The 18,076-nt window shown below is 63.0% G+C and carries 20 protein-coding genes and 1 pseudogene; 14 read left to right on the forward strand and 7 right to left on the reverse strand.

What is annotated here, in order from left to right; genetic code table 11:
- Positions 1-24: 24 nt before the first annotated feature.
- Both infB and ACSFC7_RS09300 read left to right on the forward strand, forming a co-directional pair.
- On the forward strand, positions 25-1,824 hold the full coding sequence (infB, locus tag ACSFC7_RS09295; RefSeq protein WP_436347428.1) for a translation initiation factor IF-2: 1,800 nt from the start codon (positions 25-27) through the stop codon (positions 1,822-1,824).
- A 69-nt stretch (positions 1,825-1,893) separates the two neighbouring features.
- A complete protein-coding gene (locus ACSFC7_RS09300; RefSeq protein ID WP_436347429.1) occupies positions 1,894-2,097 on the forward strand; it encodes a hypothetical protein in 204 nt (67 codons plus the stop codon).
- 8 nt (positions 2,098-2,105) lie between these two features.
- On the opposite strand, the pseudogene ACSFC7_RS09305 reads toward ACSFC7_RS09300, so the two are convergent.
- Positions 2,106-2,477, reverse strand: a pseudogene (locus ACSFC7_RS09305) (cyclophilin-like family protein).
- Between the two features lie 26 nt (positions 2,478-2,503).
- A complete protein-coding gene (locus ACSFC7_RS09310; protein WP_436347430.1) occupies positions 2,504-3,376 on the reverse strand; it encodes a PH domain-containing protein in 873 nt (290 codons plus the stop codon).
- A 218-nt stretch (positions 3,377-3,594) separates the two neighbouring features.
- On the opposite strand from ACSFC7_RS09310, the gene tnpA reads away from it, so the two are divergent.
- From tnpA to ACSFC7_RS09340, 6 genes are all read left to right on the forward strand, one after another.
- Positions 3,595-3,984, forward strand: coding sequence for an IS200/IS605 family transposase (gene tnpA, locus ACSFC7_RS09315; protein WP_436347431.1), 390 nt, complete (start codon positions 3,595-3,597; stop codon positions 3,982-3,984).
- Between the two features lies 1 nt (position 3,985).
- Positions 3,986-5,158 (forward strand): RNA-guided endonuclease InsQ/TnpB family protein, encoded by a 1,173-nt coding sequence (locus tag ACSFC7_RS09320; RefSeq protein ID WP_436347432.1) that lies wholly within the window; start codon positions 3,986-3,988, stop codon positions 5,156-5,158.
- 103 nt (positions 5,159-5,261) lie between these two features.
- Positions 5,262-5,687 (forward strand): hypothetical protein, encoded by a 426-nt coding sequence (locus tag ACSFC7_RS09325; protein WP_436347433.1) that lies wholly within the window; start codon positions 5,262-5,264, stop codon positions 5,685-5,687.
- Between the two features lie 156 nt (positions 5,688-5,843).
- Positions 5,844-7,529 carry a glutamine hydrolyzing CTP synthase gene (pyrG, locus tag ACSFC7_RS09330; protein ID WP_436347434.1) on the forward strand — a complete coding sequence of 562 codons (1,686 nt, stop codon included), beginning with the start codon at positions 5,844-5,846 and terminating at the stop codon, positions 7,527-7,529.
- The gene (gene guaA / locus ACSFC7_RS09335; RefSeq protein ID WP_436347435.1) at positions 7,529-8,446 is read left to right on the forward strand and encodes a glutamine-hydrolyzing GMP synthase; all 918 of its coding nucleotides are present in this window, start codon (positions 7,529-7,531) and stop codon (positions 8,444-8,446) included. The genes pyrG and guaA overlap by 1 nt, the downstream gene beginning before the upstream one ends.
- Entirely contained in the window at positions 8,443-8,772 is a 330-nt protein-coding gene (locus ACSFC7_RS09340; protein WP_436347436.1) for a DUF7126 family protein, read from the forward strand. The genes guaA and ACSFC7_RS09340 overlap by 4 nt, the downstream gene beginning before the upstream one ends.
- A 459-nt stretch (positions 8,773-9,231) precedes the next feature.
- Here the strand turns inward: ACSFC7_RS09340 and ACSFC7_RS09345 are convergent, their stop codons facing one another.
- Entirely contained in the window at positions 9,232-10,041 is an 810-nt protein-coding gene (locus tag ACSFC7_RS09345) for a 5-formyltetrahydrofolate cyclo-ligase (RefSeq protein ID WP_436347934.1), read from the reverse strand.
- 2 nt (positions 10,042-10,043) lie between these two features.
- Positions 10,044-10,736, reverse strand: coding sequence for a MogA/MoaB family molybdenum cofactor biosynthesis protein (locus tag ACSFC7_RS09350; RefSeq protein ID WP_436347437.1), 693 nt, complete (start codon positions 10,734-10,736; stop codon positions 10,044-10,046).
- A 107-nt stretch (positions 10,737-10,843) separates the two neighbouring features.
- Between ACSFC7_RS09350 and ACSFC7_RS09355 the strand changes: the two genes are divergently transcribed.
- From ACSFC7_RS09355 to ACSFC7_RS09365, 3 genes are all read left to right on the forward strand, one after another.
- On the forward strand, positions 10,844-11,869 hold the full coding sequence (locus tag ACSFC7_RS09355; protein ID WP_436347438.1) for a zinc-binding dehydrogenase: 1,026 nt from the start codon (positions 10,844-10,846) through the stop codon (positions 11,867-11,869).
- A gap of 124 nt (positions 11,870-11,993) precedes the next feature.
- Entirely contained in the window at positions 11,994-12,692 is a 699-nt protein-coding gene (locus ACSFC7_RS09360; protein WP_436347439.1) for a class I SAM-dependent methyltransferase, read from the forward strand.
- Positions 12,693-12,990: 298 nt separating this feature from the next.
- Positions 12,991-13,290 (forward strand): hypothetical protein, encoded by a 300-nt coding sequence (locus ACSFC7_RS09365; protein WP_436347440.1) that lies wholly within the window; start codon positions 12,991-12,993, stop codon positions 13,288-13,290.
- 111 nt (positions 13,291-13,401) lie between these two features.
- Here ACSFC7_RS09365 and ACSFC7_RS09370 read toward each other — a convergent pair whose 3' ends face one another.
- From ACSFC7_RS09370 to ACSFC7_RS09380, 3 genes are all read right to left on the reverse strand, one after another.
- Positions 13,402-13,728 (reverse strand): DUF7853 family protein, encoded by a 327-nt coding sequence (locus tag ACSFC7_RS09370; protein WP_436347441.1) that lies wholly within the window; start codon positions 13,726-13,728, stop codon positions 13,402-13,404.
- A 123-nt stretch (positions 13,729-13,851) separates the two neighbouring features.
- The gene (locus ACSFC7_RS09375; protein WP_436347442.1) at positions 13,852-14,418 is read right to left on the reverse strand and encodes an NUDIX hydrolase; all 567 of its coding nucleotides are present in this window, start codon (positions 14,416-14,418) and stop codon (positions 13,852-13,854) included.
- Between the two features lie 96 nt (positions 14,419-14,514).
- Entirely contained in the window at positions 14,515-15,465 is a 951-nt protein-coding gene (locus ACSFC7_RS09380; protein ID WP_436347443.1) for a diacylglycerol/lipid kinase family protein, read from the reverse strand.
- Positions 15,466-15,519: 54 nt separating this feature from the next.
- On the opposite strand from ACSFC7_RS09380, the gene ACSFC7_RS09385 reads away from it, so the two are divergent.
- The 3 genes from ACSFC7_RS09385 (at position 15,520) to ACSFC7_RS09395 (ending at position 17,870) form a co-directional block, all read left to right on the forward strand.
- Positions 15,520-16,239, forward strand: a complete 720-nt coding sequence (locus ACSFC7_RS09385; RefSeq protein WP_436347444.1) for a PHP domain-containing protein — start codon at positions 15,520-15,522, stop codon at positions 16,237-16,239.
- Positions 16,240-16,300: 61 nt separating this feature from the next.
- Positions 16,301-16,492, forward strand: a complete 192-nt coding sequence (locus ACSFC7_RS09390; RefSeq protein WP_436347445.1) for a PHP-associated domain-containing protein — start codon at positions 16,301-16,303, stop codon at positions 16,490-16,492.
- A 259-nt stretch (positions 16,493-16,751) separates the two neighbouring features.
- On the forward strand, positions 16,752-17,870 hold the full coding sequence (locus ACSFC7_RS09395; protein ID WP_436347446.1) for a GNAT family N-acetyltransferase: 1,119 nt from the start codon (positions 16,752-16,754) through the stop codon (positions 17,868-17,870).
- The last annotated feature ends 206 nt before the right edge of the window (positions 17,871-18,076 follow it).

Genomic DNA, 18,076 nt, shown 5'->3' on the forward strand with positions numbered 1-18,076 from the left:
TAAGACCTTCTCGGGTGGTTCACCATGTCGAATACGGATACGCGCGATTCAACATCTCTCAGAACACCGATCGTCGCCGTCCTCGGACACGTCGATCACGGCAAGACCAGTCTCCTCGATAAGATACGCGGCTCTGCGGTCATCGAGGGCGAAGCAGGGGCGATTACCCAGCACATCGGCGCGACGGCCGTGCCGCTGGATATCATCTCCACCATCGCGGGCGAACTCGTCGATCCGGACGACTTCGACCTCCCCGGCCTCCTCTTTATCGATACGCCGGGCCACCACTCCTTTACCACGCTCCGCTCTCGCGGTGGCGCGCTCGCGGATATCGCCATCCTCGTCGTCGACGTCAACGACGGCTTCCAGCCCCAGACGCTCGAGGCCCTGGAGATCCTCAGTCGATCCCAGACGCCGTTTATCGTCGCGGCGAACAAGATCGACACCGTTCCGGGGTGGAACGTCCACGAGGACTCGCCGATCAACGACACCTACGAGGCCCAGTCGGATCGCGTCCGCAAGCGACTGGACGAAAAGCTCTACGAGATCATCGGGAACTTGAGCGACGAGGGGTTCTCCGCGGACCTCTACTGGCGGGTGCAGAACTTCCAGCGCAACGTCGGCGTCGTCCCCGTCTCGGCGATGACCGGCGAGGGCGTTCCCGACCTGCTGACCGTGATGATGGGCCTCTCCCAGCGCTACATGAAAGAGGAGATGGAGATCGACGTCACCGGTCCCGGCGTCGGCACCGTCCTCGAGGTCAAAGAGGAGAAAGGGTTCGGAACGACCATCGACACCGTCCTCTACGACGGAACGATCAGGGCCGACGATCAGATCGTCATCGGCGGGAAGAACGACCCGATCGTCACGGACGTTCGCGCCCTGCTCCAGCCCCGTCCGCTCGCCGAAATTCGAACCGAGAGTCGGTTCGAGAAAGTCGACGAGGTGTCGGCCGCCTCGGGGATCAAGGTTGCCGCGCCCGACCTCGCGGACGCGATGGCCGGCGCACCCGTCCGCGTCGTTCGCAACCGCCCGCTCGAGGAGGTCGTCGGCGACGTGCGGGCCGAACTCGCGGACATCGCCGTCGACACCGAAGAGCAGGGCGTCGTCGTCAAAGCCGACACCTTGGGCAGCCTCGAGGCGATGGCCGACGCGCTCGACGAGGCGGAGTTACCGATCGTCCGCGCGGAAGTCGGCGACGTGGCGCCGCGCGACGTCTCGGTCGCCTCGACGGCGGAGGATCCGAAACAGCGCGTCATCCTCGGCTTCAACGTCGACGTGCTCGGCGACGCCGAGCAGCGCGCCGAGAACGACGACGTCCGGATCTTCACGGACGAGGTCATCTACCAGCTCATCGAGGAGTACGAGGAGTTCGTCGACGAACTCGAGCGCGCCCAGCAGGACACGATCCTCGAGAACGTGATTCGACCGGCCCGGTTTCGCATCCTGCCGGATCACACCTTCCGCCAGAACGACCCCGCGGTCGTCGGCGTCGAGGTGAACTCGGGGACGGTACAGAACAACGCGAACGTCGTCAAGTTCGAGAACAACGAACCCGAGCGCGTCGGGCAGGTCAAGGGGATTCAGGAGCAGGGCGAGGACGTCGACGAGGCCCGCGCCGGCAACCGCGTCTCGGTCGCCATCGACGGCCCGACCGTCGGTCGCCAGATCGAAGAGGACGACGAACTCTGGATCGAAATTCCCGAGAAACACGCGAAGATCCTCGAACAGGAACTCGCGAGCGAGATTCCGGGCGACGAACTCGAGGCGCTGAACATGTACCTCGACAAGCAGCGCAGCCGGGACCCGTTCTGGGGCAAGTAGCGATCCGCGCCAGTTGACGGGTACGGAATCGGTCGCTACCCTTATCGTATCTGCGAGCCTGTAAGTCGTATGAATCAGTTCGTCTGGATCCTCGCTGTGTCGTACGTCGTCCTCGGAGCCGGGCTCTTCTACGGACTGGCGATCGGTTCGACGACGCTGTTTCTCGCCGCCGGTGGACTGCTCGCGGTACTCGCTATTCCCCAGTGGGTTATCCTCTCCAAATACGGTGGACGGGCGCGCGAACCGGTACCGATCCCGCGTGAGCGAACCTGAATCCGGCTTCACTCCGCTCGCTCGAGTCGCACTCGAGCCCCTCCCTCGAGATTACGCAACGCCGACGTCCTCGAGCAGCGCGACGACGGTGACGGGCGCGGCGGCCTTCGGTTCACCCTCGTGGCTCGCGGGCGTTTCACCTCAGAACAGACACAGCTTGCTGCCGGCCGGCCAGTAGGCGACCGCGCAGACGGGAACCGTCGCTCGAGCGTTCTCCGGCGATACGTCGAGCGCGAGATCGAAGGAGCGTTCGTCGCCCAGCGAGCCCCGTCGCCGGCGACGGGGAGCGCCGACTCGAGTGCGGCCGTCGTTTCGGGTGCGTCGTCGGTCCAGGTCGCCTCGAGTGGGTGGTCATCGACGGCAACGGACGGATCGGCCATCTGCGAAACCGGACAGCCCTCCCACGTCAGTGTGTGACCCCTGGCGTTCGGGACCGCTCGGCCCGCTCGCGTGCGCGTTGGATCTCCTCGAGAACGACTTCGGGGTCGTCGAGAGCCGCCCGATCGCAGCGGATATCGAGCCACCGACTGCGCTCGAGGACGAGTTCCTCGTCGGTCAGCCGGACGGCCTCGATTTCGTCCCATGCGACGAACGTTTTGCCGTACGACTTTTTCACGACGAGCCCGGCTTCGTGAGCGCGGATTTCCGGCGGATTCCATCGGTCGGTCGGATCGAAATCGTACCAGTCCTCGCCGATGTCGGAGTGCGCCAAGAGAAGGAAGATACTGCCGTATACAGCCCACAGCAGTCCATAAACGTTCCCCGCCCACGCCATCCCGAGCCCGAAGACGATTGTCAGGGCCATAAACACGTTCATCACGTGCTCGTCGCACCGGATTCCGGACCTGTGCCACGTCCAGGTCGCGGCCGGCTCGTCGGCGGTGATCGCGTCGACGTACCGATTTTTGGCCATTCGCTCGAGACCGAAGCCCGAAACGCCGGTCAGGAGAATCACTGCGATCGTGACGATGACGAATCGGCTGGTAGCCTCGATCGGAGCGAGTGCTGGGAGGAAAAGCGCCGCTGCGAACGCCGCCGCTGGTACGTAACAGGCGAGGCGTTGCCATCGGTTCCCGCCGATTCGCTCGGGGAGGCCGCGTGTGCGTTTCGCGAAGATGTGGCCGACGATGGCGACGAGCGTCACGGTGCTCGGGAGGACACCGAGCAGCGTCGCGGTGGTCGCACCGGCGACGAGCGCTGCGATCGCCACGATTCCGGTGACGACGATCCCGAGGTAGAAGCCGAAGCCGGCCTGAAAGCCGATGTCGGGTTCGTTCACCTCGGGGCCCACCTGGCGTTCGTGAGATGCCACAGTGTTCCGGTCTTCGGCTTCGGAGTATAAAATAAACGCGGTGTTATTACAGAAAATCAAGGAGAAAGCCCACGACTGAAGTCGTGGGATGAATCCGACAATCCCTCTACAATCCATTCTCGATGGCACGGCGCAGAGTTGATGGAAGAATAACATCTATAATTGGATAGCGTCTATCTAACGATATGCCACGGGGGTACAGCCGAGAACGAACGTCGGTTCACAACCTCTACTACCACTTCGTGTGGTGTCCTAAATACCGCAAGCCGGTGCTGACGGACGAGGTTGCCGACCGCCTCGAAACGCTCATCGAGGAGAAAGCCGACGAACTCGATCTCGACATCCTCCGACTGGCAATCCAGCCCGACCACGTCCACCTGTTCATCACGGGTAACCCGAAACTCTCCCCGAATAAAATCATCCAACAGGTCAAGGGCTACACCTCGCGCAACCTCCACGAGGAGTTCGACTTCGGCCTCCCGTCGCTTTGGACGCGTTCGTACTTTGTCTCCTCGGCGGGCGAAATCTCGAGTGAAACCATCGACGAGTACATCGAAGCACAGATCGGACGATAAGATGCACCGTGAAGTCACCACAACCGTACGGGTCGAACTTCACTCACTCACCGAGCGGAAAGCACGCCTCGTCGAACGCGAATACGTCGCGTTCCAAGACGCCGTTCACGGTGACGACGACGCGAACCTCTACTCCGCAACCAAACAACAGGCGGGCAAAGTCCGGTCGAACAAGAACCCCCGTGAGGACACCGAACAACCCGTCGTCCTCCGCAACGACTGCATCACCATCGAACACGACGAGGATACCGTCCTCTCGGAGTGGTGGTTCAAACTCCCCGTCTACAACCCAGAGAAAGAGCAGGGCGATAGCATCTGGGTGCCGGTCCACGTTCCCGAGAAGGACACGCATTTGCTCGACGACGAGTACATCCGCGACTCGGAACTCGTCAAGCGGGACGGCGAGTGGTACGTTCACCTCGTTTGCAAGCGGTCTGTGGCCGTTGTAGACGAGTACGACGACGTACTTGCCATCGATATGGGTGCGAAGTGGATAGCAGTCAGCACGTTCCTCTCCGACCGTGACACGCAGTTTCACGGCGCGGAAGTCCGTCGTGTCCGTGAACACTACAAGCAACTGCGCAAGTCCATCGGGAAAGCGAAGGTTCGGTTGGGAGCGCAGGTCATCGAGCGTCTTGGTGACAAGGAATCGCGGACAGTCGAACACGAACTGCATCAGATAGCAAACGAACTCGTTGCCCGTGCTCGGGAGCGCAATGCCGTCATCGTGTTCGGTGATATGACTGGGTTGCGTTTCGACAACGACGAGGGGAGGTACGTGAACGACAAAATCCACAAGATGCCGTACGCGAAAATGGCGACCATTCTCACGTATAAGGCCCACCTCGACGGGCGTGAGTGCTTCCCCGTCGACGAGTACGATACATCAATGACGTGTTGGCGGTGTGGATCGCAGAACACGTCACGGGAGATGCAGGGCCGGTTGGAGTGTCGCGAGTGTGGATTGGAGGACAATGCAGACAAGAACGGAGCGTCGAACATCGGTAAACGAGCCGTCGGTAAGGACATTCAGAGCCCGCTATCGACGGTGGGGGCTGTCGTGGCTCAGCCCGAAACGCAAGTCGTACTCGAGGGCTCTAGCGATGAGTTGGAACCTGCGAACTCCCCGGAAGACGTGGGCCTAACCCTCAGTGAGGGAAGCCCACGACTTTAGTCGTGGGAGAAGTCACTGCGCTGACACTCGCCGTCCACTCGTGACGGAGAACTCACCCATTGTCCCTGTAAGAATTAACACACTGGTCGTGGTGTCGTTGCACATGCTCGTACAGCTCCGCCAGTACAAACACGAAGAGGTCCAGTTCGACGATAACAGAACGACCGGCGAGTCCCAGACCGAAGACACGGTCAACCCGGACTCAGAGGAGTACTTCGGGAAAGACATGGACGAACTCGACGTCGAAACGTGGGAGACAGTTGAGCACGAAGACGATCCGATCCAGCGCCGTTCCGTCACGATCGGCGGGGTTACGGCCGTGTCCGTCCCGCGGAAACCGACTGACGAGGACGATCCGGATCTCCCCGGGCAGACGATCCAGTTGCGTATGGGCGGCGGCATAGAAAACCTCGCTCAGGCCGAGATCGTCGAAGTCCAGGACGAAAACCCTCAGGAGCCGGAGGCCGAGGGAAAGGTCTCCAAGGAGGACGAATCCCACGGTAAGGCGTCAATGGACGAGGAACCGTAGCCGGCGTAATCGCTCACGCGACGCTGTTTCCGTTTTGGACGAATGGGACCCGAAGACGGGTCCTCGAGCGGCGACTGCACCGGCGAGGGATGACAACCTCTGTCGGAGGCGGGCCGGTCCCGAAATCGTTTTCAACCGTTCACGCGGACACTCGGTATGCCGACGGAATCGGACACTCATTATGACCCTTCCCTGGGGAACAAGTTCATCTTCGTCACCGGCGGCGTGATGTCGGGACTCGGTAAGGGGATCACGGCCGCGAGCACCGGCCGGCTCCTCAAAAACGCCGGGTTCGACGTCACCGCGGTCAAGATCGACCCGTATCTCAACGTCGACGCGGGGACGATGAATCCGTACCAACACGGGGAAGTCTACGTCCTGGAGGATGGCGGCGAGGTCGATCTCGATCTGGGGAACTACGAACGGTTCCTCGACATCGACATGACCTCGGACCACAACATCACGACCGGGAAGACCTACCAGCACGTCATCGAGAAGGAGCGCGCGGGCGACTACCTCGGGAAGACGGTCCAGATCATCCCGCACATCACCGACGACATCAAGCGGCGGATCCGGGAGGCCGCCGAAGGCACCGACGTCTGTATCATCGAAGTCGGTGGTACCGTGGGCGACATCGAAGGGATGCCCTACCTCGAGGCGCTGCGCCAGTTCGCCCACGAGGAACCCGAGGAGAACGTGCTCTTCACGCACGTCACGCTCGTCCCGTACTCGAAAAACGGCGAGCAGAAGACGAAGCCGACCCAGCACAGCGTCAAGGAGGTCCGCTCGATCGGGCTCCAGCCCGACGTCATCGTCGGCCGCTGCGAAGACCGACTCGAGCCCGAGACCAAGGAGAAGATCGCGCTGTTCTGTGACATTCCGACCGACGCGGTGTTCTCGAACCCGGACGTCGAGGACGTCTATCATGTCCCGCTGATGGTCGAGGAAGAGGGGCTCGATCAGTACGTCCTGGAGCACTTCGGACTCGCCGAGGACGCCTTGCCGCCCGCGGAGCGCACGAACGACTGGCGGAAGATCGTCACGACCGAGAAAGAGGGCGAGATCGACGTCGCGCTGGTCGGCAAGTACGCCCTCGAGGACGCCTACATGTCGATCCACGAGTCGCTGAAACACGCCGGCTTCGAGGTCGGCGTCGACGTGAACGCCCACTGGGTGCCGGCCGACGAACTGGCCGACGGTCACGACGGCCAACTCGAGGACGTCGACGGCGTCATCGTCCCCGGCGGCTTCGGGATGCGCGGTTCCGAGGGCAAGATCGAGGCCGTTCGGTACGCCCGCGAGAACGAGATTCCCTTCCTGGGGCTCTGTCTGGGCTTCCAGATGGCCGTCGTCGAGTACGCCCGCAACGTGCTGGGACTCGAGGACGCCCACTCGGCCGAGATGCTCGAGGACACGCCGGATCCGGTCATCGACATCCTGCCCGAGCAGTACGAGGTCGAGGACATGGGTGGGACGATGCGACTCGGCGAGCACACGACCGTCATCGAACCCGAGACGCTGGCGTACGACCTCTACGCCGATACGTCCTGTACGGAGCGCCACCGCCACCGCTACGAGGTCAACCCCGAGTACTTCGACGACTTCGAGGACGAACCGCTGACGTTCTCCGGCACCGCGGGCAACCGGATGGAGATCCTCGAACTCGACGATCACCCGTTCTTCTTCGGCACGCAGTTCCACCCGGAGTACACGTCCCGACCCGGCCAGCCCAGCCCGCCGTTCCTGGGCCTCGTCGAGTCGATTCTCGACGGGAAAGCGGCCAACGGTGACAGTGCAGACAGCGAATCCGGTGCAGACACCGAAACGGAGGTAACTCACTAATGGTAGACACAGAGACGTTCGTTCCAGAAGCAGTTGCAGAGATCGGCGACGAAGTCGGCGACGCGAACGCCGTTATCGCCCTGTCGGGCGGGGTCGATTCCTCGGTCGCGGCCGCGCTGGCCTACGAGGCCATCGGCGACCGGCTCACCCCGGTCTACGTCGACACCGGCCTGATGCGGAAGGGCGAGACCGACCAGATCCGCGAGACGTTCGACTACATGGAATCGCTGCGGATCGTCGACGCGAAAGGTCGGTTCCTCGAGGCCCTGTCCGGCGTCACCGACCCCGAGGAGAAGCGCGAGGTCATCGGCGAGCAGTTCATCCGCGAGTTCGAGCGCGAGGCGAAAGACACGGACGCGGACTACCTCGTCCAGGGGACGATCTACCCCGACCGCATCGAGAGCGAGGGCGGGATCAAGTCCCACCACAACGTCGGCGGCTTGCCGGAGGTCGTCGACTTCGACGGGATCGTCGAACCCGTCCGCGACCTCTACAAGGACGAGGTTCGGGACGTCGCACGCCACCTCGGTCTCGACGAAATCGTCGCCGAACGGATGCCGTTCCCCGGACCCGGTCTCGCCGTGCGCGTGATCGGCGAGGTGACCGACGAGAAACTCGAGGTCGCGCGCCTCGCCTGTCACGTCGTCGAGGAGGAACTCGAGGAGTACGAGCCGTGGCAAGCCCTCGCCGCCGTTATCGGCAAGGCGACGGGCGTGAAAGGCGACAACCGCGTCCACGGCTGGGTCGTCTCCGTTCGGTCCGTCGAATCCCGTGACGGGATGACCGCGCGCGCACAGGAGATCGACTGGGAGACCCTCCAGCGCATCCAGTCTCGAATCACCGGCGGCCACGAGAACGTGGCCCGCGTCGTCTACGACGTCACCCACAAACCGCCAGCGACCATCGAGTACGAATGACTGACATGAACGTAGTCGTCGCCGGCCCCGACGAGGACGACATCGCACCGGCACTCGAGGCCGAAGGCGCCGCGGTCAGCCGTCTCAACGGCGTCGCTTCGCGTCCCGCGCTCGAGGAGGCCGGGATCGTCGACGCCGACCTGTACGTGCTGACGGACGTCGGACAGGCGACGACGATTCCGGTCGTCTGCGATCTCACCGACGATATTCGGACCGTCGTCTACGCCCGTGACACCGTCCCGGAGTTCGTCAAGGGACAGCTCGACCTCGCCGTCGATCCGAAGCTGATGGACGCCGCGATGGTCGCCGAAGAGCTGACCGGCTGAATCGGGCTACCGGCCGATTCGGTTACTGAAACCGCCGCCCGAAGGAGACCGTTTTCGAGATTGTACTCAGAAAATAGTTATTGTGCGTTATATCGGGAGTATAAACGTTCGTAAGCCCGTTTACGGGCGAGTAAATTCGGATTGAATTCGACGGAATCCGGTGTAAGATTCTAATACCATCGCCCCCGTTCAAGTAGTTCCCACCGATACTGATAGATGGAGGTCGACGGGCAGACCCCACCAAGGCATCCACCGCCTGTACCCGTGACTTCCAGCAACCCCACCACAGCACCCTTCCCCCCACCATTGCCCACCGTACCGTTTCCCCGGTATCGACGCGGGCTCTTGCACCAGCCCGGGTCACACCCTGCGGTTGGCAGTCGAGGCGCGTCTTCTTCGCGCCTCGAGTTGGGTTCTACTCGTTCTTACCGATCGGCACTAGCAACGACCGCGCTGTAGTCAGCGCTCTCGAAGTCGTTTCAGTACGGGAATCCCCTCGAGTCGTTCGTCCTCGAGGAGCGACCAGTCGATCCCGGTCGGCTGCGGACGTCCGTCCGGACGGAGCGTTCGATCGGGTGTGACGATCAGATCCATCGAGACGTCGTGGTCGCCGATCGCGACCGACTCGTCGATCACCTGCCGTTCGTGGACTGTCGTCGCGACCGTCGTCGACTCGTCGACGTGCCCGAGGTCGTAGAGGATCGCGTACTCGAGGTCGCTGTAGCCCTCGCCCTTGCCGATACGGCCGCCGTTTTCGGTCTCGCGGCTATCACCGCTCGTTTTCGTGGATTCTTGGACGACTCCGTCTTCCAAAGGTCGGGAACTCTGCGAGTTCCCTCGACGTCGATCCACGCTAACCGCGACGCTCCCGGAGACGATCAGATCGATCCCCTCGACCGCGTCGGGGCCGACCTGTTCGCCGTGTTTCGACGACCCCGACACCGTCGTCGCCGCGTCGTAGTCCTCGAGCGCGTCGGGGTCCAGTTTCAGGAAACAGTCCTCGTCCGCGAGTCGCGGCACGGCCATGTAGACCGTCTTCCCCTCGCGCAGGGCGCGTCGGCGTACGGGCAACTGCGGCGCGTCGGGGTTGGCCTTGATCGTCGAGGCGTCCCGCCATTCGGGTTGGTCCGCGAGTCGATCCGCGGCCTCGTCCGCGCCGGCGAAGTTCGGAATCCGGCCGTGCGGCGGGAACGGAAACCGGGCCTCGCCGCTCTCCTCGAGGTCGTCCCAGACGCGTTCGCGAATCGATTCCTTGTCGGTGTTGTCCATCTTCACTCGCCCCCGTCCTCGGAGTCGCTCTCGTCGCCGTCGTCCCCGCGCTCGCCGGTCTCGCTCTCGGCCTCGTCGGCGTCGGTCACAGCGGATTCGTCGTCGACTCCCCACCGCGCTTCGTCGATCTCCTCGCGAGCGAGGCCGACGAGCGTGCCGGCTTCGGGCAGGACGATCTCCTCGATCCCGAGTCGCGCCGCCCCTTCGTTCCCGGGGAGACAGAACACCGGAATGCCGGCGGCGACGCCCGCGAACGTTCGCGCTGCGACGACGCGAGTGCCGATCGCCTCGTAGGCGAGGATGGTAAACAGCTCGTCGAACGCGCTCAACTCCTTGTCGATCAGCGGTTTGACGGCTTCGATGGTGACGTCGTCGGGTTCGACGCCGGTCGCGCCACCGGTGATGATGATGTCGATGTCGTCGCGATCGATCATCCGCGAGACGATCGACTGGACGCGGTCGTGATCGGTCCCGATGTGCTCTCGCATCGCGACCTCGTGGCCCCCTTTCTTGAGCGCCGTGACGATGACTTCGCCGGCGGCATCGGACTCGAGCGACCGCTCCGTCGCGATCGTCACGACGCCGGCCTCGAGCGAGTCGCGATCCGTCCCGGAGCGTTCGTCGGGACGATCTGCGTCCTCGGCCGTCGCGTTCGAAGCCGTTTCCCCGTCCGCGCTCGAGTCCGTTTCGGTCATACCGTCTCGTTCGGCGACCAGCGGGTAAAACCTGGCCACCCGCGGTCGCACCCGACCGGTGCTGGTAGCCCAACTGTTATGGACGGCGTTTCCGTTGTCTCGCGTGTATGCAGGCAGTCACAATCACCGAACACGGCGACACCGACGTCATCGAGTACGGGGAGCATCCCGACCCGGAGGTCGGCCGCGAGGACGTACTGGTCGACGTGAAGGCGGCGGCGCTCAACCACCTCGACATCTGGACGCGACGGGGAATGCCGGGGCTCGACCTCGAGATGCCCCACATCCCGGGCAGCGACGGGGCCGGAATCGTCGACGAAGTCGGCGAGGACGTCAGCCGCTTCGAGGAGGGCGACCGCGTCGCGCTCTCGGCGGGCGTCGGCGACCTTCGGATGGACGATCCGACGCTCGATCCCCGATTCCACATCATCGGCGAGCACGTCCCGGGGATCCACTCCGAGTACGCCGCGATTCCCGAGGACAACCTGATCCCCGTCCCCGAGGGCGTCGATTGGGAGGTCGCCGGCTCGAGCTGCCTGGTCTTCCAGACTGCCTGGCGAATGCTGATCGAGCGGGCCGAACTCGAGGCCGGCGAGAAAGTGCTCGTCCTGGGTGCCAGCGGCGGCGTCGGTCACGCGGCGCTCCAGATCGCAGACCACGCGGGCGCGGAGGTGTACGCGACCGGCAGCACCGAGGAGAAACTCGACTACGCCGAGGAACACGGCGCGGACCACGTCTGTAACTACGAGGAGGAGGACTTCGCGGACTGGGTGCTGGAGGAGACCGATCGTCGCGGCGTCGACGTCGTCGTCGAGCACGTCGGCGCGCCGACCTGGCAGGACTCGCTGAAGAGTCTCACCAAGGGCGGTCGACTCGTCACCTGCGGCGGCACGGCCGGCGGCAACCCCGAGACCGATATCCCGCGGATCTTCTGGAACCAACTTCAGATCATCGGCTCGACGATGGCCACCCCCGATCAGGTCGACGACGTGATGGAACTCGTCTGGGACGGCACCTTCGAGCCCGCGATCCGCGAGGAACTGCCGATGAGCGAGTCCGCGCGCGCCCACGAGATCATCGAGAACCGGGAAGGGTTCGGGAAGGTCGTCGTCCGGCCCGACAGCGAACTGTAGTCGCTACCGGCAGCCGGTCGTACGGATTCACCGTTCGGGATCGGTTAGCGATCTCCGCTCAGTATAGGCAAGAGCGATAACGAGGGGAGCAGTTATTGCCAGTTGGCAATAAGAACGAGGTGTCATGACCTCCGGATGGTGGATAAACGAAAAGCGGCATGCTGGAGAGGAACATCTCGACACTAAAGAGGCCGCTCGATTCGACGAGAAGTCGCCATTTGATCCATCTACAGAGGTCGAGACCTTGCTGGGATACGGTCTAACTGAGGAGGATACCGTCATCGATTTCGGGACCGGAACAGGTGTGTTTCCGCTCGCTGTTGCGGAACACTGTGATCGTGTAGTTGCGGTTGACGTCTCCAAGTCGATGGTAGAGATAGTTCATGACAAAACCGAAGAGGCCGGTCTGCAGAATATTGAGCCGATCCACGATGGGTTCCTGAGCTATGACCATCAGGGAGACGCAGCTTCGTACGCCTTTTCGAAAGATGCCCTTCACCACCTCCCTAATTTCTGGAAGGTTGAGGCGCTCAAATCCGTCGGGGCCACGCTTGAGGAAGGTGGGGTATTCCGATTACGAGACTTCGTCTTCTCGTTCGATCCACAAGATAGTCACGCAGCAATCGAATCGTGGCTTGACGAGAAACAATCTACGCCGTTTACCGACGAGGAACTACACGTCCATTTCCGAGAGGAATTCAGTACGTATGGCTTCTTGCTCGAACCAATGCTTCAGGAGGCTGGCTTCGAGATAGTCGAATCAACCTATGAAACCGACTTCTACGCCGAATACACCTGTCTGTGGTGTGGAACCTCCGAGTAAGGATACACGGTCTCTTCCCGTTGATGGCCAAATCGGTGATCGAACGCAGGTGACAGAATATGATCGAAATGTGGCACCCACATTTCTCCTCACTACTCAGACGGGGGTAATTCTGTCACTCTTGGAAGGGTACCGAATAGAGAACGATAACTACGCACCTCGAGTGACCGGATCGAACGAGCCGGAACTCCTGCAGCCCCCGACCGTCGACTCGAGTGTCACGCCGAACCGGTGCGGAATCGGTTCGAGATGCGCCGAAACCGTGAGGGCTTTCACCACGGACTCGAAACGCCTACGTGTGAGTTCGAGCGACGACGGCGGCTACGTCCACGATCCCGCGGCGTTCGAGGAGGATGGAGAGTCGGACGAGGGAGACAACTGGCTCGTGAATCCGGCCCACCCCGAGACCGCCGACCGCGAGTTCGACTGGCAGGGCTGGGTGGTCGTCGGTATGATCGTCGTCGCCTTCATTATCGCTCCGGCAGCGATCCTCCTGTGGCCGCCGAGCGTCGGCTACCGCTTCGCGCTGTTGACCCTCCCGCTGTTCCCGGCCTTCTTCCTCGCGATAACGGCTGTCTGGGCGACGACGCGACCGTAGGACTGCGAACGTGACGACGCGGCTGTAACACTGCGAACACGATTCGCGTCCGTACCGGTATCGAACGGACGACTCGAGCGATTACCGTCGAAAAAAACCGGTCGATTCGTCTTACTGCGCCGATTCTCGCGGCTCGAGGCACTCCTCGAGTCGCTCGACGACGGTCGATCCGTGGACGACGTCCTGTTCGGGAGTCTCCGCACTGTCGAGGTACACGGTCATCGTGTCGACGAGTCGCTGCACCTGATAGCCCGTGAGTACCGTCGTTTCGTCGCCGGCCTCGAGCGCGTCGAATAGCTCGAGTGTCCACGCGGGCGGGGTCTCGTCGTCTTCGATCGCCTCGTCGATTTCGCTCGCGAGGACGCTGTGGACGACCCATTGTTCGTCTCTGGAGAGCGTGATTTCGTGCGTCTCGGTTTCCGGTTGTGGGTAACTCATTACGTCACACGGACCGATTTCGTCGGTCCTCAGCCGACGCTACGAAGGGCGGTAGTATAAGCCTTGTTGCTTGTTATCACACGTCGATTTTCCGGACCGAAGAGCGCACCGCTCGGGTCAGCCCTACTCGTCTCGGACGTCTCGTCGCATCGCGATCTCGAACCAGGGGCAGAGTCGGAGTTGGCGATACCACTCCGGGTTCGAGTGGAGTCGCTCGTAGGGGACCCACATCAGCCCCGCAACCTCCGCCTCGTCGGGGTCGAGCGTTCGGTCCGTGAGCGTCAGTTTCAACACGGCACAGACCTCGTGTTCGACGCCCGCGTTCTCGAAGTAGCGCTTGTACTCGAAGCGGTCGGTCAGGCGCAGGTCGTCGTACTGGTCGGGCGTGATCCCGAGTTCCTCCTCGAGTCGTTCGCGGGTCGCTTCCTCCTGGCTCTGGCCCTCGACGGGGTGGGAGGCGACGGTCCCGTCCCAGTAGGTCCCCCAGAGACGTTTGTCGGGAGCGCGCTGAGCGAGCAGGACGTTCCCGTCGCCGTCGAAGACGAGCGAGGTGAACGCCCGGTGACGGATTCCGTCGCCGGTGTGGGCGTCGAGACGGTTGACGGTCTCGAGTTCGGTGTCGTCGGCGTCGACGGCGACCACGTCCTGCTCGGCGTTCTCGTGGGAAACGTCGTCCCGTGTCGTAGTCATACCTGCACAATCGTAGACGCTCTTGAAACCAGTATCGGCTTCCGACGGTCTCCGCGCCGACTGACGGTCGAACGACCGACTCGAGTCGGGGACCGGTCACGACTCGAACGGCCACCGTTCTCCCTCCTCGTCGGGATCCGATCGATACGCGTCCCCGACGGCGATCTCGAGAGCGCTCGCGCTCGTTTCGAGGTGCAGCCGTTCGGTCTCGAGCATCTCGCCGTCCAGACTGTACTGGACGGCGTCCCGACGGCTCTCGATCTCGAGCGACGGCGTCCGCTGGGTCGCGATACAGTCGCTGTCGCGGTCGAACAATCCCTCGAGGGCTGCCCCACCGAGCAGTTGGGTGGCCGCGGCGTCCTCGACGATCGTAACCTCGAGCAGGCCGTCCTCGACGTTCGCCTGCGCGGTTCGCGCGCCGGTGAACCGACGACAGTTCCCGATGAGGACGAACAGGGCGTCGCCTTCCCACGCTCGCGCTCGCTCTCCGTTCGGTCCCGCGGCCGTCTTCACTCGCAACGGGAGCGAGTCGAACGAGCCGACCGTCTCGAAGGTGTTCTTCACGTACGCGAGCACGCCCAGTTCGGCTTTGCTCTCCGAAGACGTCTCGCCGCTTGCTTCGGCAGTAACGCCGCCGACACAGGAGTTGACGAAGATTCGGTCGTTCGCGATCCCGAGGTCGATCCGTCGACGGCGACCGTCTTCGATCACCTCGAACGCGTGCTCGATGCTCCGGACGCCGATATTCGCCGCGAAGTTGTTGCCCGTCCCCGCGGGGACGACCGCGACGGACGTCGACTCGAGCGCGTCGGCGGCGATGACGCCGTTGACGACGGCGTTGAGCGTCCCGTCGCCCCCGGCCGCGGCGACGAGGTCGGCATCGGGTGCGGCGTCGCGGGCGAGTCGCTTCGCGTCGCCGCCCTCCTCGGTCCGTCGGATCTCGAACCCGTGCTCGTCCGCCAGTTCGACGACGTCGTCGACGTGGTCGCCGTTCCCGCTCACGGGGTTGAGGACGAGAACGCGATCGCTCGCACCGTCGGATCTCATAGTACAGGATGTGCCGGCCGCAGGCAAAAGAGTCTGCCCGGCGTTTGCCTTCCCATGTACGCGGTCGACCTTCACGCGCACACGCGATTCTTCCACGGCCGGCGATCGCTCGGCGACCGGTTCGACCCCCTCGGCGTCCGACTGCTCTCCGTGATGGCCGGGCGTCGCGGTCTCGACGGCGTCGCGACGACCAACCACGATTACTACACGCCGCTCGATCCGTCCGTCGGCGCCGAGACGCTGCCCGGGATCGAGATCACGACCGACCGCGGCCACGTACTCGTCGTGGGTCCCGATCCGCCCGCGGAGACGGAACCGGGATCCCTCTCTCCGGGTGAGGCTGTCGAATTGGCCCACGAGCGCGACTGCGCCGCGATCGTCGCCCACCCGTTTCGCAACAGTACCGTCCGGGAACTCGAGGACATCCCGTTCGACGCGATCGAGGTCAACGGCAAACACCCGCGCTCGCAACCGCTCGTCGAGGAGTTAGCCGCCGAGCGGGACCTCCCGCTGGTCGGCGGCAGCGACGCCCACTACCCGTTCGAAGTGGGTCGAGCGTACACGGTGGTCGAAACCGACCGGCTCACGCCCGAGGCGGTCGTCGACGCGATCCGCGACGGTCGAGTGAGCGCACGCGTCTCCCGCTCGCCGTTCGACCGCCTCCTCCGTCGGGGGTATCGGGCGATCCACCGCCGCAAACGAGTGATCGACGCGATCGAGCGACCGACGCCGGGCGTCGGAACGCCACCCGGCGAAGACGCGTCGGCGGACTGAGGGCCTCGAGGGCGCGGACGCCCGTTACGACGCGGTCGAAATCAACGCGAAACGTCCGCGCATGCGCCCGTTCGTCGAATCGATCGCTGCGGCGCGTGGGCTGTCGGTCGTCGCGGCCAGCGACGCCCACGTTCCGCCCGAGGTAAGGCGGGCTTACACGCTGCTCGAGGCGGCCGTGCTCACCATCGAGTCGGTCGTCGACGCGATTCGCGACCCGACGAACGATCTGACTGGTGAACAGGAGTCGCGATAGTCGTTCGCGAACCTTCGGCCGAAAGCGTTACGCGACGGGTCTCCGACACGGTGTGCTGTGTTACCGTTCCTCGAGTTGAGCGAGCCATCCGACTAAATAAAATCCTTTTGCTTGCAGACGAAATATATCGCTACCAGCGGCGGTGACAGTGTTTCACGACGCCTAATTACGGGCGGAATACAGACGCTCACGCTCGGTGACGTATGGCTGTAGGCTAAAATAACTTAACCACCTCCTGAACGGGGAGTCTAGACGATAGATGGCCCGGCAAGTCAGAGAGAGTGCACACTCGAACCGCGACGAAATCACCACCGGAACCGTCCAGACGATGACGGACGACAAATCGGGCCTTACTGTAAACGTCATCGACACGGTACGAGTGATGGACCGCGATCGGTGGAACGACGTCGTCGAGCGGTCCGAGCTCGGCACGGTCTTTCACCGCTACGAGTGGCTCGAAGCGATCGAGACGGGTCTCGAGTATCCGGCCAGACACATCGTCGTCGAGAAGGATACGAACCCAATCGGCGTGTTCCCGAACTTCGTCGTCGAGATTCCGAAGACCCCGTTCTACCGTCTGACGTCGATCTATCCCGGATTCGGTGGCCCACTTTTGACGACCGACGTCTCCGAATCGCTGTCGAAGATCCTTGACGTTGTCCCCGAACTCTGCGACAATCGAACGATCGTCCACGAGATTCGGGCCTCGAACACGAACTTCCTCCGGTACAACGACTTCATGGAGGCCGAGGGGTACGACTCCAGTCGCGTCGGCGGTCGATTCGTCGTGAACCTCGAGAAGGGGTACGACGAGATCTTCGAGGAAATGGACGGTTCGAAACGGCGGGCCATCCGGCGCGGTCGCGAGACCGATCACGACATCGTCGAGGCGGACCTCACCCAGTCCACGCTGGAACGCTTCCACGAGAAGTACGAACAACACATGGAGAGCGTCGGCGGCACGGTCTACCCGCTCGAGTTCTTCGAGCAGTTGGCGAACATGGAGGACCGAATCCTGCTTCTCGAACTCTACATCGAGGGCGAGTACGCCGGCGGGTTCATGGAACTGCTCAACGACGAACAGAACTCCGTTCACGGCTTCTTCTCCGGCGTTCCCTCCGAATACTTCGAGTATTACGCGTCGGAACGGCTCTACGACTATCTGTTCCAGTGGGCCATCGACGAGGGCTACGAAACCTACGACTTCGGGGGCGGGGGTGCGGACTTCGAGGACGGTGCCTTCTCGTTCAAAGAGGCGTTCGGCGGGCGACTGCTCCCCAACATTTACTGGGAACGTGGCACCGGGCCGACCTGGAAGCTGGTCGAGACCGGTCGGTCGCTGTACAATCGCTACAACCGGAACGCGAACTCGACCTAACTGGGCCGCGGATCCGGACGCGACGCCGGCGTATCCGTCAGCAGTACCCGAAGCGGACTCGCCCACCATCGCTATCCGCACGACTTCGAGTACGACTCGATGGATCGACTCCCCGTGAGCCGAACACCGGCGGAATCGTCGTGAAACTCACGCGCAGTTCGGTGCGTATCACTCCCGAAACCGAGCGGGAAATCAGGTACTTATCG

This window comes from Natronorubrum halobium, from assembly GCF_051351675.1.
Taxonomy (GTDB): domain Archaea; phylum Halobacteriota; class Halobacteria; order Halobacteriales; family Natrialbaceae; genus Natronorubrum.

Coding starts and splice junctions, on each gene's coding strand:
- infB (WP_436347428.1), top strand. CDS start 25: ATGTCGAATACGGATACGCGCGATTCAACATCTCTCAGAACACCGATC.
- ACSFC7_RS09300 (WP_436347429.1), top strand. CDS start 1,894: ATGAATCAGTTCGTCTGGATCCTCGCTGTGTCGTACGTCGTCCTCGGA.
- tnpA (WP_436347431.1), top strand. CDS start 3,595: ATGCCACGGGGGTACAGCCGAGAACGAACGTCGGTTCACAACCTCTAC.
- ACSFC7_RS09320 (WP_436347432.1), top strand. CDS start 3,986: ATGCACCGTGAAGTCACCACAACCGTACGGGTCGAACTTCACTCACTC.
- ACSFC7_RS09325 (WP_436347433.1), top strand. CDS start 5,262: ATGCTCGTACAGCTCCGCCAGTACAAACACGAAGAGGTCCAGTTCGAC.
- pyrG (WP_436347434.1), top strand. CDS start 5,844: ATGCCGACGGAATCGGACACTCATTATGACCCTTCCCTGGGGAACAAG.
- guaA (WP_436347435.1), top strand. CDS start 7,529: ATGGTAGACACAGAGACGTTCGTTCCAGAAGCAGTTGCAGAGATCGGC.
- ACSFC7_RS09340 (WP_436347436.1), top strand. CDS start 8,443: ATGACTGACATGAACGTAGTCGTCGCCGGCCCCGACGAGGACGACATC.
- ACSFC7_RS09345 (WP_436347934.1), bottom strand. CDS start 10,041: ATGGACAACACCGACAAGGAATCGATTCGCGAACGCGTCTGGGACGAC.
- ACSFC7_RS09350 (WP_436347437.1), bottom strand. CDS start 10,736: ATGACCGAAACGGACTCGAGCGCGGACGGGGAAACGGCTTCGAACGCG.
- ACSFC7_RS09355 (WP_436347438.1), top strand. CDS start 10,844: ATGCAGGCAGTCACAATCACCGAACACGGCGACACCGACGTCATCGAG.
- ACSFC7_RS09360 (WP_436347439.1), top strand. CDS start 11,994: ATGACCTCCGGATGGTGGATAAACGAAAAGCGGCATGCTGGAGAGGAA.
- ACSFC7_RS09370 (WP_436347441.1), bottom strand. CDS start 13,728: ATGAGTTACCCACAACCGGAAACCGAGACGCACGAAATCACGCTCTCC.
- ACSFC7_RS09375 (WP_436347442.1), bottom strand. CDS start 14,418: ATGACTACGACACGGGACGACGTTTCCCACGAGAACGCCGAGCAGGAC.
- ACSFC7_RS09380 (WP_436347443.1), bottom strand. CDS start 15,465: ATGAGATCCGACGGTGCGAGCGATCGCGTTCTCGTCCTCAACCCCGTG.
- ACSFC7_RS09385 (WP_436347444.1), top strand. CDS start 15,520: ATGTACGCGGTCGACCTTCACGCGCACACGCGATTCTTCCACGGCCGG.
- ACSFC7_RS09390 (WP_436347445.1), top strand. CDS start 16,301: ATGCGCCCGTTCGTCGAATCGATCGCTGCGGCGCGTGGGCTGTCGGTC.
- ACSFC7_RS09395 (WP_436347446.1), top strand. CDS start 16,752: ATGGCCCGGCAAGTCAGAGAGAGTGCACACTCGAACCGCGACGAAATC.